Below are 16,378 nucleotides of genomic sequence, written 5' to 3' on the forward strand. Positions count from 1 at the left end.
GTCTGTCCGCACCACGAGACAGGTGTGAGACGGAACGGACACGAGCGGCGTGAGACGCCAGCGACACACGGGCGATTCCGACTCGAATTGATTTTCGACCGCCGGATCCCCAGGACTGCGCCCTACTGTGTGTGGTAGAGACACATCTATTTCCAGCCAGAGCGTTTCGTTGCTGTTAAATTCTCTCTGAACACCGCTCCTAACGTGAGAGACCCGGTCGGCCGAGCGCTCGGGGGGGCCGTACTCGTCGGCTTGGCAGTGGCCGGTCTCGGGTGGCCGGCGGTCGCTGCCACGGTCGGGTTGGCGCCCGACACCCCACACTGGGGTGTCACCGTCGCGTTGGGCTTCCCACTGGTCGTGGGCACCGTGTTCGTCGGCTACCTCTGGGAGGCACGCGACCACGAGCACTGGGGTCACCTGTTGGAGTACGCCGGCACCGGCGGCCTCCTCGGGGCCGCGGTGCTCGTCGTCCCGGGACTCGTGATCGTCCTCCAGCAACGAGCCGTCGGCGCGTCGATCCGCAACGCAGACGTGTTCCTCGTCGAACTCGCACTCGGCGGTGCGGTGGTCGGTCTCGCCGCCGGCCACCTCTACGCCGTGAGTCGCGCAGAGCGGAAGCGGCTCGAACGCCGCGAGACGGCAGTCGAGCGACACAGACAGCGCCTCTCGGTGCTGAATCGGGTGTTGCGTCACGACGTGCGCAACCACATGAACGTCGTCTTGGGGAGTGTCGCACAGCTCCCGGACGAGGAGGTGCCGAGAGAGCCCCTGGATCGGGTCAGACGCCACAGTCGGAAGATTCTCGAGATCAGCGAGAACGTCCACCACATCGAGTCGTTGACCAGAGGTGCGCCGGGGCCGCGGGCGACGGTGAACCTCGTCGACACCGTTCGCGCTGTCGTCGCGGAGACGCAGCGCGAGCACCCGGCGGCGACGCTGACGGTGACGACACCGGAGGCTGCCTACGTCGAGTCGGCCGGACATCTCCAGGCGGCCGTCGAGAACGTCGTCGAGAACGCGGTGGAACACAACGACGCCGACGAGCCGCGGGTGGACGTGACGGTCGAGGTCGACGAGGCGAACCAGACGGTGGATCTCTCGGTTGTCGACGACGGGCCCGGGTTCCCGGAACAGGAACGGACCGTGTTCGAGCGCGGGACGGAGACGGACCTCCACCACAGCGACGGACTCGGACTGTGGGTGGTGCGGTGGATCGTCGACGACGCCGACGGGCGGCTGCAGATCGAGAACAAGGCAGATCGGGGTGCCGTCGTCACCGTCCGCCTACCGCTTGCTCGGGCGGACGGAGAGACAGAGTCCGAGCGAGGAACCAACGGTGCGGACGCCCCGCAGTCGAGCAGGAACGCGGCGGGAGCCGCCGTCGGCCCTGACGGAGCCGCCGTCGTCGGTGGGGACGACACCTCGAAGTAGCTGCGTCTCGCCCGCGTCGGTATGTGGGATCTGACACACCCGATCGAGTCGGGGATGCAGACGTTCCCCGGCGATCCGCCGGTCGCCGTCACCTCGGCGGCGACTGTCGACGAGGACGGCTACGCGGTCCGGACCGTCGAACTCGGGAGTCACACCGGGACACACGTCGACGCACCGGCACACGTCGTCGCCGACGGACGGACACTGGACGAGTACGAGCCGTCCGCGTTCGTGTTCGACGCCGCCGTCGTCGACTGCCGCGACCTGGGTGCGCGAGCGGCGATTCCACCGGACCGCGTCCCGACCGACGACGCGCTCGACTGTGTCGTGTTCCACACCGGCTGGGACGACCACTGGGGAACCGACGCCTACCGCGACCACCCGTCCGTCTCGCCCGCCGCCGCCGAGGTGTGTGTCGAGCGCGGACTCGCTGTGGCGACGGACACACTCAACCCCGACCCGACGCCGAGTCCGGCCGCCGGCCCCGACGAGCCGGACGGGGTGCCGGTCCACGAGACCGTGTTGGGCGCCGGGCTGCTCGTGATCGAGAACCTCACCGGGCTGGAGAGCGTGCCAGATCGGTTCCGTCTGTCCGCGCAACCGCTCGCGCTCGGGGGTGACGGTGCCCCGGTCCGTGCCGTCGGGCGAGTGCCGTGAACGGACGACGTGTGGACGCCGTGTGCCGTCGGGCGAGTGCCGTGAACGGACGACGTGTGGACGCCGTGTGCCGTCGGGCGAGTGCCGTGAACGGACGGCGTGTGGACGACGTGTGCCGTCGGGCGAGTGCCGTGAACGGACGGCGTGTGGACGCCGTGTGCCGTCGGGCGAGTGCCGTGAACGGACGGCGTGTGGACGCCGTGTGCCGTCGGGCGAGTGCCGTGAACGGACGGCGTGTGGACGACGTGTGCCGTCGGGCGAGTGCCGTGAACGGACGGCGTGTGGACGACGTGTGCCGTCGGACGAGTGCCGTGAACGGACGGCGTGGCGAGGGTGCTCCACCCCGGCAGAGCGGTCACTCGGAGCGGAGGTCCGCGACGGCCCGCTCGACGTGGTCGACGATCGCCGGGTGTGGGTGACTCTGCGGGTGGCGATCGGCGATCTCGTCGAGCGCGTCACGCACCGTCGTCTCCGTCCCCTCCCGGAGTGCGAGTCCGGCGGCGGCAACACCCACCGAGCGAGACGCCCCCGCCGAACAGTGGACGAACACCGTCTCGCCCGCCGTCAGTCGATCGCGGAGTGTCTCGACCGCGTGGCGAGTGTCGGCCAGATCGTTCTGTGGACCGTCGAGGAGCGGGACACGCTCGACGCGAACCGACTCCGGGTACGGGCGATCGGGGTCCGCGTGCGCCAGCGAGAGCACCGTGTCGATCCCGGCACGCTCGTAGTTCTCGTGACGTGCCGCGTGCTGGATGTCGCCCACGTACAGCTCGTCTCGGATCGGAGTCACGTCTCGCGTCGAGTTCCCGAACCGACAAATCTCTTCGGTCGCGGCGACACGTCTCTGCGGTCACACCGGCGACGACCGCCGGTCGCGGCGAGGTGTCGTCCGTACACGACGCTCGCCGTCTTCGATCGCGGAACACGACTCGCGTCGTCTCCGAGTGTGAGACGCGACTCGCGTCGTCTCCGAGTGTGAGACACGACCCGAACGGATATACTGATCGCTACACCACTGGAGTCTGTGTCCGAACTGTCCAGCCGACGGCGGTACGGACTGTGGGTGCGTGTGGTCGTCGCCACACTCGTGGTCGCGCTCCTCGGCGTCGCGCTCGTCGCGGCGGAGGCGACGCTGATCGGCGTCGTCGCCTACGCCGTGCTGCGTGTCGGCGGCGGCGCACTCGGTGTTCTCGGCGCCGACCCGACCGCCGCGCTCGTCGGAGCGGCGGTCGGCTGTGGCGGTCTCCTCTGGGTCGTCGGCGCAGTCCACCGGACGGCAGAGCGTGCCGACGAGGGATTCGCGTTCGCTCCGCGACTACTCGCGTACGCCTACGTCTCGCTGTTCGGCGCCTCGGTGTGGGTCGTCTGGTACGGGTTCCAACAGTTCGGTGTGCCACGGTGGGCACAGGTGCTGTCGGGACTGTTGTTGATCGCCTCCTTCTACCCGGCGATGGGATACATGGCGAGTCGAGCGGGCTTCGAGACGGACCTCGAGGCACAGACAGACTCGGAGGCGTACCCGTGGCGCGAAGACGCGGACGAGTCGCCACCGGAGAGTGGGTACGGAGCCGTCGGCTCGCTGCTCGCGGCTGCCGACACGAGTGGGGGTCGACTCCGGACGCTCGTCGGCGTGGTCGTCGTCCTCCCGCAGTGGGTCGCCGTCGGGACGCGCGAGCGCCTGCGAGGGGCCGGTGCTCGGGTGGCGGCGGGGGCGTCGGAGCTCCGAACGACCGCGGCGGAGTGGATCGGGTTCGGTCGCCGCGTCGTCGCCGTCGGGACGGAGCCGCTACGTGCCTCCTACCGGCGAGTCGGTGTCGTCGGCCCGGTCGCCGTCGTCGCCGTCCTCGTCGGGGGAGTCGCGACGCTGTGGCTCGCCGCCCGTCGTGGCGATCCGACCAGACTGTACAGACCGACGGCAGCCGTCCTCGCCGTCGTCGCCACCACGGCACACGTCGCCGGTGACCTGCGGTCCGAGTTGATCGAGAGTTCCGTCCTCGTCGACCTCGAAGAGCGACTCGGGACGGCGACTGTGGAGTCCAACCGGAACGACGGGAACGCGCCCGAGGGATCGGCACCGACGGCGGTAGTCGGGACGGGCGAAGGGTCGGACGCCGTCGCCACGCTGGACCGCCGACTGACGCGACTCGCCGGACAGGCGTCGATCCCGACGCCCGACCTGCAGGTGCTCGACACGCGGAGTCCGGTCGCGGCCGCGGTGGGGTACCGGGTGTCGGACGCGACGGTGGTCGTGTCGACGGGACTCGTCGAGGCGCTCGACGAGAGAGAGCTGGACGCGGTGTTGGCACACGAGGTGGCACACGTCGCCAACCGAGACACTGCCGTCCTGACGGCGCTGTCGTTCCCGCGTGTCGCTGCACGTCGGGTGTTCCGGCGGTACACGCTCAACCCACTGTTCGTCGTGTTCGCCCTGGTCGCCGGGACGACGAGTCGACTGTGTGTCGCCGTCGTCGCCCGAGCCCGAGAGCACGCGGCGGACGACGGGGGGATCGCGATCACCGGCGACCCCGCCGCACTCGCGAGTGCACTCGCGACGCTCGACGAGACGGTCGGCCACCGCGCCGCGGAGGATCTCCGCTCGGCGGCCGCCTTCTCCGTGGTTCCACCGGCGTGGGAGGACCACCGCTTCTTCGACCGGACCCGCCGTCTGATCCAGCGTGGGCTCTTCGGGACACACCCGGACACGAGCGAGCGGATCGAGCGGCTCCGCGAGCGGACCCGCGAGCTGGAGCGAAGTGGGTGACACTCGCGAGGTGGAACAGGGCAGGTGAGACGAGGAGGTGACACTCGCGAGGTGGAACAGGGCAGGTGAGACAGGGCGAATGCCGATGGCTCGGCCTCCGGTGACGTTCGGGTGAGGTGCCGGTCGGTGTCGAGACCCGTCGTCACCACACGTCGAGACGCGGTGTCGTCACGAGGTCTGTCCGGTCCGCGGGCAGAGACCCACCGACGGCGAAAGCCGTTTTCGTGTGAGACGCGGAGGAGAGAGCAGTGGTACTCGACAGGGGACGGACGGAGCTACCGAGCACCCGACGGATCGTCGGGACTGGCGCGGTCGTCGCGACCGGTCTGGTGTGTTGGTACGCCGGCAGTGTGATCTCGACGACGGGTGTTCCGGGTGTGGTCGGCGTGGAGACAGACCTCGCGGAGATCGTCGCGCGCGTCGTCTACACGGTCGCGACACTGCTGGTGGCGACCGCCGTCGTCCGGGCCGCCGACGACTCGTCGATCGTACTCGAAGATCGGGCGGTCTTCACGCCCCATCAGACGGAGGTCGCGTACCGCGCCGCACAGGTCGCGGCGTTCGGCGGCGCCACCGCACTCGTCGTCGTCGGCGTCTGGGGTGTCAGTCTGACGAACGTGCTCTTGGGCGCCGGTGTGACGAGCGTCGTGGTCGCACTCGCGGCACGACAGACGCTCTCGTCGGTGTTCGCCGGCCTGACGCTGATCTCCACGGACGTGTTCCGCGTCGGCGACTGGGTGAAGATCGACAGCCGGTTCGGGAAGATCGAGCAGATCTCGCTGTTCAACACGACGATGGAGAGTCCACGCGGCGAGACACACGTCATCCCGAACGACGAGGTGATCACGCGGGACATCACCAACCTCGGGAAGGGCCGGTACCGCAACGACGTGCTGGTCGGCGTCGCCTACGAGACGGACATCGACCACGCCACGGGTGTCTGCGACGAGGTGCTGAAGGAGTTGACCGACGACGACGAGACGAACATCGACGGGTACCAGCCGACGACGGTGAAGGACTTCGACGACTCCCAGATCACGCTCGCGGTCAAGATGTGGGTCGACGAGCCGAAGCCGATGGCGATCAACCGCGCACAGACGGCCGTCCTCGCGGGGATCCAGGACCGCTTCGCCGAGGAGGACATCACGATCCCGTTCCCGCAACGCACCGTCGTCGAACGGGACGCGACGGCGTGACGTGCGGTGGGACTGCGGGGGCGACGAGTCGGTCTGGGCTAGGTTCGTGCTCGCGGCCGCGGTCGGTGTGATTCACACCCACGGGGTCCCGTCCCGCGGGTGCGGTACACTCTTGTGACCGGTCTCGCAGGTCGGAGTCGTGACAGACGCGGACCAGTACACCGAGGCGTTCGCACAGTTCTACGAGGCGACTCACCGCGACCGCGAGGTGGGTGACGAGACGTTCTACACCGAGGCGGCACGCGACGCCGACGGGCCGGTGTTGGAGGGTGCCTGTGGCACCGGGCGGCTCTACCTGGAGTTGCTGCGGGCGGGTGTCGACGCCGACGGGTTCGACGTGTCGCCGGCGATGCTGGACATCCTCCGCGAGACGGCCGCCGACGAGGGGCTCGACCCCTCGGTGTGGCAGGGGGACCTTCGCTCGCCCGGTGCCGACCGGACGTACGAACTCGTCTTCGTGCCGTACAACTCCTTCGCAGCGCTGACTACGGTGGAGGATCAGCTCACGGGACTGCGGGCACTGTACGACCTGCTCGAACCAGGTGGCCGGTTGCTGTTCGACGCCTTCGTCCCACGGTACGAGGTGATCGCCGACTCGTTCGGCGAGTGGCAGCCGGTCCGGGAGGTGACGTACGACGGCGAGACGCTCCGTGGCCGGACGAAGACCACCGTCGAGAGCGAGGTGGCGCAGACCTACCGCGGAGAACGCCAGTTGCTGTCCACCGACGACGAGGTCGTCGCGACGGAGTCGTACGTCAGCGCCCACCTGCCCCCACAGCAGGTCGAACTGTTGGCGCGTCGGTCCCCGTTCGAGACGTGGACGAGCTACGGCGGGTTCGACGGCGAACCCCTCGAAGACGGCGCGAGTGTGCAGGTGTGGGAGTTGGAACGAGAGGGGTGAGTTCCGACACAGTCTCTCGTCCTCGTCCCCTGTTCCCGCGACACCTGCTGGGTCGCCTGGGCGAAGCGGCCGAGGTTCAGACCGAGGTGATCCCACTTCGTAGAGTCACGTTGGCTACCCCGCCACGAGCCCACCGTCACCGTCGTACGACAGCGCGACCACGCGCCCGTCGCCGTAGCGGACGAGCACCTCCGCACGCCCGTCGCCGTCCGTGTCCGTGACCGTCGAGAACGTCCAGATCGGCACCGCGCGCTCGTAGACGGCCCGTTGGGCGCCGGTCTCGGGCGAGAGCACCGCCACGCTCCCGTCGTTGGTGACCGCGACGAGTTCCGTCTCGTCGTCGCCGTCCACGTCACCCGACACGGGCGAAGGTGTCGGGCCGTCGGCGGTCGACACCGTCGTCGACCACTGCGTCGTGCCGCTTGCGCCGTCGAGTGCGAGCACCTCGCCACCCGGCCGGCCGGCAAACAGTTCCACCGCGCCGTCGCCGTCCACGTCGGTCGTCTCGCGCACGCGAACGTTCGTCAGTGACCGCTCCCACTGCGTCTCACCCGTCGCGCCGTCGTATGCGACGACGCCGCCGGTGTCACCCGTGAACAGCTCCAGCGCGGGGTCGTCGTCCGCCTGTCCGACCGCCGCGTACGTCGCGGCCCCCTCGCGAGTCCACTCCACGCTACCCGTGGCGGAGAAGACCACCGGGCCACGGTTCGTCGCGATCAGCACCTCCGGCGCGTCGTCTGCGTCCAGATCCGCGACGACCGGCGCACGCCAGACGCTCACCGCCGAGCCGTCGACGCCCGCCTCCGCCACGCTCGTCCGCCACGCGACCGTCCCGTTGCCGTGGACCGCGACGACTTCACCGCCCACGTCACTGGCGACCACTTCGAGTCCGGGGCCGGCAGTCACGTCCGCGACCGTCGGTCGCCCGTAGCCGTACTGCTCGACACCCACGCGCCACTCCTCGGTGCCGTCGGTCGCCGACCGCGCGATCACCGCTCCCTCCGTCGAGGCGACCACCACCTCGCGAGTGTCGTCGCCGTCCACGTCCGCGATCGCCGGTTCGGTGAGCGCGTGTGTGAAACAGTCACCCGCTGGGACGCCCGCTCGCCACTGTGTGGCGCCTGTCTCGGGGCGGAGTCTGACGAGTGCACAGGAGGTGTCGGTCAACTGCTCGTCCCCGTTCGGCACCGCCGCGACGGGCGCGACGACGACGTCTCCCGTGGGACCGACGCCGACGGCGTGGTGGTTGACCTCGTTGGCACGCGGGGTATCGCTGATCCACCGCTCCGCGAGGCCACCGTCGCCCACGCCGAGACCGACGACGACGGCCCCCGCGAGGAGTCCGCAGACGGCTACCACCGCGACCAGCGTCCGTCGGTTCACGGCCGTCGTAGACGACTCGTCGGTAAGTACCTGCTCGTCTCGTCCGGGCGGACGGACGGTGGAGTGGAACCGTGTCGATTTAACCGTCGTGTCACGGAGTGTGCTCGATGCGAACGTCGGAATCGGGGAGCGACGGGGCGGTTCGGGCGTGTGTGGTTCGGCTCCTCGGAGTCTCCGTCGCCGTCGCGGCGCTGTGTACGGTCGCCGTCGCCCCGGCGGCGGCACACGACGTGACCGGGTCGCGGTTCGCAGCGCCGCTCCCACTCCCGTGGCTGTTGGCTGGCGCCGGTGCGACCGTGGCGGTGACGGCGCTGTGGCTCGGCGTCACCGACGCCGACGCGGCTCGACTCGAGACGCCGCCACTCGGAACGGTCGGACCACGGATCACTGGACTCGGTCGCGTGGCGGGGCGTGGACTCTTCCTCGTCGCGGTCCTCGCCGTGCTCGCGAGTGGGTTCTTCGGACGCCGAGTCGCGACGGCGAACTTCGCGACGGTGTTCACGTGGCCGGTGTGGTTCCGTGGACTCGCCGCACTGTCCGTGCTCGTCGGGTCGCCGTGGCCGGCGCTGTCTCCGTGGCGGACGCTGTACGACGGCCTGTGTCGACTGGAGGGTGGCGAGGTAGCGCTCGCCGGCGACGGCGGCGCCGAGTGGACGACACGACTCGGGCACTGGCCGGCGCTTCTGGGGGTCGTTCTCCTCGTCGGTGTCGTCGAGACACTCACCGTGATCCCGCGCTCCCCGCCGTTGACGGCTGCCGTCGTCGCCGGCTACGGGCTGTTCGTGCTCGGCGGCGCGGTCGTCGTCGGACCGATCTGGTTCGATCGCGCCGATCCCCTCGCGGTGCTCTACCGGCTGTTCGGGCGGGTCGCACCAGTTCGGACGGAGCGAACGGCCGACGGCGGGCTCGTGGTCGGACTGCGGTCTCCGTGGCGGGGGTGTCTCGATCCGGCTCCGGACACCGCGACCGTGGTCACCGTCGTGGCGGCGGTGTACACGGTCAGTTTCGACGGGTTCGCGAACACGCGAGTGTACCAGTCGCTGGCGGTGGCCGCTCGCGGCGCACTCGGCGTCGGACCGGAGGTTCGGATTCTCCTGTACGCGCTCGGGCTCGCCGGGTTCGTCGCGACGTTCTACGGGACCACGCGACTCGTGTCGTCGCTCGGAGGTCGTGCGGGAGACGGTGAGACCGCGACCGTGTCTGTCGCCCGCGCGTTCGCGCCGACGGTGCTCCCCATCGCCGCCGCGTACGAGGTGGCGCACAACTACACGTACGTGATCGGCAGCCTCGGACGACTCGTCGCCGTGGCGTCGGACCCCGTCCTCGCGGGTCGAGTCCTCGACCCGCTCGGGTGGCTACCACTCCCCGCGTTCTGGGGGTCACAGGTGGTCCTGATCGTCGTCGGTCACCTGATCGCGGTGGTCGCCGCACACCGCGTCGCCGTGACTCGGTTCCGGACGCTGCGAGCCGCTCGGCGTGGACACGTACCGTTGACTCTCCTGATGATCGCCTACACTGTAGTCTCGCTGTGGATCGTCTCCCGTCCCGTCGTGGGAGGGTGAGGAGTGGGAGTACTCGGGTGGCGACGGGTCTCGGCTCCGTCGTTGCGCTCGGAGAGAGTGACCCATCCACTGGGACCGAACGGAACCGACTTTCCCGTCGAACACTTCGCTGGGGTATGGACAGACGGAGGTTCCTCGCGACCGCCGGCGCGGCGGGGAGTGCCGCACTGGCGGGGTGTGGTGGGTTGATCCAGACCCGTCCCGCGCGGACGACGCCGCCGGTGGTCGAGAACCGTCCGGACGGCGTCTACGTCCCGAGTCACGTCGAGGGAATGGAGATAGCCGGCGTGACACGGGCCGGCGGTCTGGGGTTCGGGCTGATGTACAGCTACCCCCACCGCTTCTGGAACGTGAACGGGTCGGACGTGTCGAAGACGGAGATCGACGACGGCGACGAGGTCCACCTGATGGCGAGTGTCTGGGACCGCGAGACGGGGACGGTTCTCCCCGAGACCGGGCTGACGGTCGAGATCACCCGGGACGACGCGCTCGTCTCACAGGAGACGATCTACCCGATGCTCTCGCAGCCGATGGGGTTCCACTACGGCGCCAACTTCGGTCTGGAGGGTGACGGCACGTACCAGGTGCGACTGAACGTGGGTGGCGTCCGAACCCGGAAGACCGGTGGGTTCGTCGGGCGGTTCGAGTCGGCGACGACCGCGACGATCGACTTCGACTACGAGCGGGCCGTCCGCGACGAGATCAGCTTCGAGCGACTCGGCGACCGGGCGGGCGCTCGGGGTGCCGTCGACCCGATGCAGATGGAGATGTTACCGTCGTCGACGGCCCCCACGGAGTCGGCACTCCCCGGACGGGTTGTCGGACGAGCGTCGAGTGACGACGTGGTGTTCCTCGTGACGGTGCTCGACAGTCCCCCCGCCGGGATCGACGCCGACGGGCAGTACCTCGCCGTCTCCGCACGGACACCGTACAACCGGATGGTGATCCCCGCGATGGCCCTGCGCGGGACGCTGACGCGTGACGGCGAGTCGGTCTTCGACGGAGAACTCGTCCGGACGATCGACCCCGATCTGAACTACCACTACGGCGCGGTCGTCGACGAGGTCACCGCCGGCGACGAGTTGACGGTCCAGCCCAGAGTCCAGCCGCAGACGGCGCGCCACGAGGGGTTCGAGACCGCCTTCGGCGGTGTGACGGGTCCGATGTCCGACGTCTCGCTGACCGTCGAGTGACACGCCCGGGCTCGTCCACGGTCACTCGTTCCGCGTCGCTGGTGGTCGGTCACTCGTTCCACGTCGCTGGTGGTCGGTCACTCGTTCCACGTCGCTGGTGATCGGTCACCCGTTCCACGTCGCTGGTGATCGGTCACCCGTTCCACGTCGCTGGTGATCGGTCACCCGTTCCACGTCGCTGGTGATCGGTCACCCGTTCCACGTCGCTGGTGATCGGTCACTCGTCGTCGACCGAATACATCGGAGCCGGTTCCTGCGATCCTCACCGGGACTGCTAGTGTCGAGGCGAGTGAGCCTGGCTCTCGACCGAGATACACTTCGACGGAGGTACAACGTTTTTGTACCAGGGGTGAGTGTCCGGGAGTATGGCCGGAGGCGAAGACGAGACACGGTCGGGAGAAGACGACGGAGACGAGGAGGTGTCGTTGCCGTCGGGTCGAGAGGGCGGTGAGGAGGTCGTGGCGAGTCCAGGTTCGGGGAGTGGTGAACTCGGCAGTGAAGAGCCGTTGGCGGGACGGGAACAGACGGCGAACGAGGTGTCGTCGGGAGAGGTGTCGTCGGGAGAGGTGTCGTCGGGAGAGGTGTCGTCGGGAGGAGTGGGAGAGGACGGAGAGTCGACGGACGGTGTGGCCGCTGGCTCGAGTTCGGGGGACGGCGCCCAACAGTCGATCCAGGAGATGCTCCACGCCGACGAGACTGCCTCCGTCTTCGCGGACCGGGACCTCGTCGAACCGGACACGATAATCAACGAGGAGCGGATCGTCGGCCGCGACGACCAACTCGAGTCCGTCGTCTCCTTCCTCCGTCCCGCACTCCAGGGGAACCGCCCACCGAACATGCTGCTGTACGGCCCCGCCGGGACCGGGAAGTCGCTGATCGTCGGCGCGGTCACCGAACAGATCGTCGAGCTGTGCGAGTCACGCGGCGAACAGTTCGGCGTCGTCGAGATCAACTGTCAGCCGATCAACACCCTCGATCAGGCGGTGTACGAGTTGGTGAAGACCGTCGCCGACGACGTGGGTGTCGACCCCGGCGTCCCGGAGACGGGTGTCTCGACGCGACGGAAGTACCGCCGGCTGTACGATCTCGTCGACGAGCACTACGACTCGGTGATCTTCGTCGTCGACGAGATCGACCTCCTCGTCGGCCGGCAAGACCAGGAGGAGCCCGCGTACTCGAAACTGTTGTACCAGTTGTCGCGTGCGAGCAACACGAACGAGATCGGCGGCGGCGTGTCGGTCGCGGCGCTCACGAACGACCCCAAGTTCATGGAGGACTTAGACGGTCGGACGGAGAGTTCGTTCAATCCGCGCGACATCCACTTCCCGGACTACGACGCCAACCAACTGCGCGAGATCCTCCGGAACCGGCGCGACGCGTTCCGCGACGACGCGCTCAGTGGGGACGTGATCCCACTCGTCGCCGCGTTCGCGGCGCAGAGCCACGGTGACGCCCGGAAGGCGATCGACCTCTTCCGTGGTGCCGGTGACCTGGCGGACGAACGTGCCGACGACTGCGTCACGGAAGAGCACGTCCGGGACTCGCAAGACGAGGTCGACAAGGACCGCTCGCTGAAGCTGATCGAGGGACTGACCACCCAGAAGAAGATCTCGTTGTTCGCGACCGCGGCCGTCGCTCACTACTCCAGCGAGACGATGACGGACGTTCCGAGTCCGGTCGGGTTCCAAGTGTACCAGTGGTTGACGGATCAGTTGGACGCCGACCAGATGACCCGGGAGACGTTCGTGAAGTACGTGAAAGAGTTGTCGACCTACGGATTGATCTCGACGACACGCGAGAGTCGCGGTCGTGGTGGTGGGATGTACATGGTGTTCAGTTTCACCGGCGACCCAGAGGGGATGCTGGAACGAGTGGTCGAGGACACGCGGCTCGAAGACCTCCGCGGAGACGAGGACCTCCTCGCGTCGGTGGTCGACGCGCAACTCGAGCAGTTCGAAGAGAAGTGACTCCCCAGTTCGAAGAGAAGTGACTCCCCAGTTCGAAGAGAAGTGGTCGGAAATTCGAGGAGGCGTAGCCCGATGGGCCGAGACGAGGTGCCGAGTTCCGGGTCGAAACTCGGTGCCTCCGGAGAGAGTCCCCGTGTGTCCGAAGCGTCAGACGCACGTCACACACCCCGTCGTCGATGTGTAAGTCGGACGAGGGCGTCGGGATCGTCGTACACGGACCCCCCGTTATCGAAGTGTAACGACGGGGTGACACGTAGCGAGTGGAAGCCCACCGCTTCAGAGGTGGGAAGATGTCGAGCTGCCAGCGAGAGCGGCCGGTAATCGGTTGCCCGTTCACCGACTAGGACGGAGTCACGGGTGTCAGGCCTCACACCCCCCGTTGTCGATGTGTAAACGGTCGGTGTTCGGAGTCCGTGGGTCGTCTATCACCGACCGAGCACGAGCGGTGTACACGTCGACTGCCAATCACCCCCCGTTTTCGATGTGTAAGTCGCGGACAGATTCCGACACTACCGGCGAGAGTCGACTGCTCGTGAGGTGAGTGCCTCGACCGAGAAGTGGTCTGCCCAGAGAGTTGTCCACCCAGAGAGGTGGTCTGCCCAGAGAGTTGTCCACCCAGAGAGTTGTCCGCACAGAGGGTCGTCCATCTGGGAAAGTCGTTCGACCGAGGAACAACCGTCCGAAAGCCTGTCCGAGTAGAGAACCTCACGACGACGGACGTGGGACCGTCATGTAGATGGAACTCGCCGTGTCGGTCGGGCACGACTCCCTCCCCCCGTTATCGATGTGTAAACGCCAGAGAGGGTACCCCGGGTCCCCGGTGCCCCGGTACTCCGGCCGGCGGGATAGCCCGAACGGACGAGTCGAGGGGCAACCGGTCCCGCACCACCGACTCGCGACGGGTCGGTCCCGAACACCCACCCCCCGTTATCGAAGTGTAAACGGCCAGACGGTGTGGGGGGTGCAGTCGAGTGGGTCGCTGCAGGTGAGATCGGCGCCTCGGACGGGAGAGACCGAGCAGGAGACGACGGCACGAACGCTACTCGGATGGAAGCGTGCCGCCAACGAGTCCGGTGCGCGTACTCTCCTCGGAGATTACTAATTCGAGTACAACCGTGAGAACCGTCGCCGACAGCTCTAGTATCCACCGAGCGGTGGGCTCGCCAGCGGCGCTGGCGTGCGCCGCTGGCACGACACATTGCACTTGGCGTGCTGTTAGTCGTATTAGGACATAAAACCACCGTTTGAATGCGGTGGTCAGAGCCGAAAGACGGGGCCGCGATTACTTACAGCCACCTCGAGTCCGGAAAGAGTGCGCTGAACCCGAACACACCGACACACCCCCGGGGGCCCCTCCCCCACCCTCTGGCCGTTTACACATCGATAACGGGGGGGGAGAGGTCACCCGCCGCCGTGAGTCGTGCCGGAGGTGTCGGAGTGGCTGGGAGGTCCACCACCACCCTTCGCGGGATGAATCGTTCCTCTCGACGGCCCCGTCTCCTTCACTTCGAACCGACAGAACCGTACTCCCTGGAGAACGCGAATCGCCACCAGCCGATTACACTTCGACAACGGGGTGTGGGGTCAACCGATCACGAGTCTGGAGAGTCTCACGCTTCGACGACCTCTCGTCTCGACGAGCCCCCGACGACAGCTACCGATCCCGAGGCTCGCAGCGGTGTTCGCGACACACTCGGAGGAAACACACATACCGATCCGACACCAGCAGTACCTGTGCTCGGCTACGCTGCGATGAACCGGACGCTCAGAGAAGAGACACCGCCAGTCCGGTGCAATCGCAGTATGCGCGAAGCGACGTTCGAGGACCGCGGTTTGGAGTACGTCGCGGAGTTGGCGGTCCAGAACCTCTCGGATCTCCTGACGACACTGCAGTGGAACGTCCGTCACGGGATCTTCTTCTACCGGTGTACCTCGAAACTGATCCCGTGGAACCTCCGGTACGAGATCGAACGGCTCCCGCGGTTCGACGAGATCCGACGCCTCGCGGAGCGGATCGGCGAGTTCGTCGAGACGAACGGTGTCCGTCTCACGTTCCACCCGAACTACTACTGCAAGCTCGCGAGTACGTCGACCGACACTGCCGAACGGTCCGCTCGCGACCTCGCGAACCACGGCCGGTGGCTCGACCTGATGGGACTCCCGCGGCGGCCGTACTACGGCATCGTCGTCCACGTCGGCGCGACGTACGGAGACCGGGAGGCGACACTCACAAGATTCTGCGCGCGTGTCGACGACCTCCCGGCGGCCGCGGCCGACCGACTGACCGTCGAGAACGACGACGAGGAGGCACTCTACAGCGCGGACGAACTGGTCCGTGGGGTCGCGGAGGAGTGTGGTGTGCCGGTGACGCTCGACTACCACCACCACTCGTTCACCGATCGCGGGTACAGCTACCGCGAGGCGTACGATCTCGCCCGCGAGACGTGGGACGGACCACCAGTGGTCCACCTCTCGGAGGCCGAACGACTACACACGGGCGACACGACGACGAGTCCTCAGAGCCACGCCGACTACGTCGCCGAAATTCCGGCGTGGCTCCGGGCCAGTGACGCAGACGTGATGCTGGAAGCGCACGCGAAGGAACGAGCCGTGTTGTACCACACGCTCGACCACGAGACAGGAGGTCCAGCCGACGACCACGAGACGGGATGTCCGGCCGAGAACCTCGAACACGACGCACCTCCCGACGGTAGCGCGTGAGCGTTCCGACGGGGAGGTCGTGAACGTCCCCGTGGGGAGGAACAGAGCGTTCCGACGGGAAGGTCGTGAACGTCCCGGTGGGGAGGAGCTGAGCGTTCCGACGGAAGAGCGTGAGGTTGACCCGTTCGACGCACGAACCCGACACACTCGCTACGATGGCACGAGACTCGGCTCGGGACACGGATCGGTCAGACTCGCCCGCCGGAACGGACTCTACCGACCCCACCGCAACCGAGTCCGGTGAGGCCGGGAGCGTCTTCGACACCGAGTTGCTCTCGGATCTGTCCGTCAACGCCGTCCCGATCGTCATCATCGTCGTCTTTCTCTCTGCCGCGAGCCTGTTCGGACCGATCGGCGGTGGTGGTGAGCGACTGGCACTGTTTCACGGCGCGTTGATCGGTGGTGTCGTCCTCGTCAGCGTCGTCGCCGGGTGGGTGATCCGACGCGCAGACGGCCAACTGGAGGGGAGCGCCGCCCAGACGTACGACGACTCGGAGCGGGAGTGAGTGGGACGGATCGCCTCCTCTCGATCGGTAGACCGGCGTCGCTCCGATCACTCGGAAAGTAAGTCGCCGTCAGACAACACAAAATTCTTGACATCGGGTA

At 67.7% G+C, this 16,378-nt stretch carries 12 protein-coding genes; 10 read left to right on the plus strand and 2 right to left on the minus strand.

Annotated elements, in window-relative coordinates; translation table 11 throughout:
- The first annotated feature begins 204 nt into the window (after nt 1-204).
- Both RYH80_RS15505 and RYH80_RS15510 read left to right on the plus strand, forming a co-directional pair.
- A complete protein-coding gene (locus tag RYH80_RS15505; protein WP_370904927.1) occupies nt 205-1,431 on the plus strand; it encodes a sensor histidine kinase in 1,227 nt (408 codons plus the stop codon).
- Nucleotides 1,432-1,452: 21 nt separating this feature from the next.
- The gene (locus RYH80_RS15510; protein WP_370904928.1) at nt 1,453-2,088 is read left to right on the plus strand and encodes a cyclase family protein; all 636 of its coding nucleotides are present in this window, start codon (nt 1,453-1,455) and stop codon (nt 2,086-2,088) included.
- 355 nt (nt 2,089-2,443) lie between these two features.
- Here the strand turns inward: RYH80_RS15510 and RYH80_RS15515 are convergent, their stop codons facing one another.
- The gene (locus tag RYH80_RS15515) at nt 2,444-2,878 is read right to left on the minus strand and encodes a dual specificity protein phosphatase family protein (protein WP_370904929.1); all 435 of its coding nucleotides are present in this window, start codon (nt 2,876-2,878) and stop codon (nt 2,444-2,446) included.
- Nucleotides 2,879-3,112: 234 nt separating this feature from the next.
- On the opposite strand from RYH80_RS15515, the gene RYH80_RS15520 reads away from it, so the two are divergent.
- From RYH80_RS15520 to RYH80_RS15530, 3 genes are all read left to right on the plus strand, one after another.
- Nucleotides 3,113-4,849: a M48 family metallopeptidase gene (locus tag RYH80_RS15520; protein ID WP_370904930.1), complete on the plus strand. Its 1,737-nt coding sequence runs from the start codon at nt 3,113-3,115 to the stop codon at nt 4,847-4,849.
- A gap of 248 nt (nt 4,850-5,097) precedes the next feature.
- A complete protein-coding gene (locus tag RYH80_RS15525; RefSeq protein WP_370904931.1) occupies nt 5,098-6,045 on the plus strand; it encodes a mechanosensitive ion channel family protein in 948 nt (315 codons plus the stop codon).
- A gap of 139 nt (nt 6,046-6,184) precedes the next feature.
- Nucleotides 6,185-6,946, plus strand: coding sequence for a class I SAM-dependent methyltransferase (locus tag RYH80_RS15530; RefSeq protein ID WP_370904932.1), 762 nt, complete (start codon nt 6,185-6,187; stop codon nt 6,944-6,946).
- 114 nt (nt 6,947-7,060) lie between these two features.
- Here the strand turns inward: RYH80_RS15530 and RYH80_RS15535 are convergent, their stop codons facing one another.
- The gene (locus tag RYH80_RS15535; RefSeq protein ID WP_370904933.1) at nt 7,061-8,329 is read right to left on the minus strand and encodes an outer membrane protein assembly factor BamB family protein; all 1,269 of its coding nucleotides are present in this window, start codon (nt 8,327-8,329) and stop codon (nt 7,061-7,063) included.
- A 107-nt stretch (nt 8,330-8,436) separates the two neighbouring features.
- On the opposite strand from RYH80_RS15535, the gene RYH80_RS15540 reads away from it, so the two are divergent.
- The 5 genes from RYH80_RS15540 (at nt 8,437) to RYH80_RS15560 (ending at nt 16,278) form a co-directional block, all read left to right on the plus strand.
- A complete protein-coding gene (locus RYH80_RS15540) occupies nt 8,437-9,891 on the plus strand; it encodes a hypothetical protein (RefSeq protein WP_370904934.1) in 1,455 nt (484 codons plus the stop codon).
- 116 nt (nt 9,892-10,007) lie between these two features.
- A complete protein-coding gene (locus RYH80_RS15545; protein WP_370904935.1) occupies nt 10,008-11,084 on the plus strand; it encodes an iron transporter in 1,077 nt (358 codons plus the stop codon).
- A gap of 677 nt (nt 11,085-11,761) precedes the next feature.
- Complete coding sequence (locus tag RYH80_RS15550) at nt 11,762-13,051, plus strand: orc1/cdc6 family replication initiation protein (RefSeq protein ID WP_370905128.1); 1,290 nt, start codon at nt 11,762-11,764, stop codon at nt 13,049-13,051.
- A 1,734-nt stretch (nt 13,052-14,785) separates the two neighbouring features.
- Complete coding sequence (gene uvsE / locus RYH80_RS15555; RefSeq protein WP_370904936.1) at nt 14,786-15,772, plus strand: UV DNA damage repair endonuclease UvsE; 987 nt, start codon at nt 14,786-14,788, stop codon at nt 15,770-15,772.
- A gap of 155 nt (nt 15,773-15,927) precedes the next feature.
- Nucleotides 15,928-16,278 carry a DUF6684 family protein gene (locus RYH80_RS15560; RefSeq protein ID WP_370904937.1) on the plus strand — a complete coding sequence of 117 codons (351 nt, stop codon included), beginning with the start codon at nt 15,928-15,930 and terminating at the stop codon, nt 16,276-16,278.
- Nucleotides 16,279-16,378 lie beyond the last annotated feature (100 nt).

The organism is Halobaculum sp. MBLA0147, assembly GCF_041361345.1.
Taxonomy (GTDB): Archaea; Halobacteriota; Halobacteria; order Halobacteriales; family Haloferacaceae; genus JAHENP01.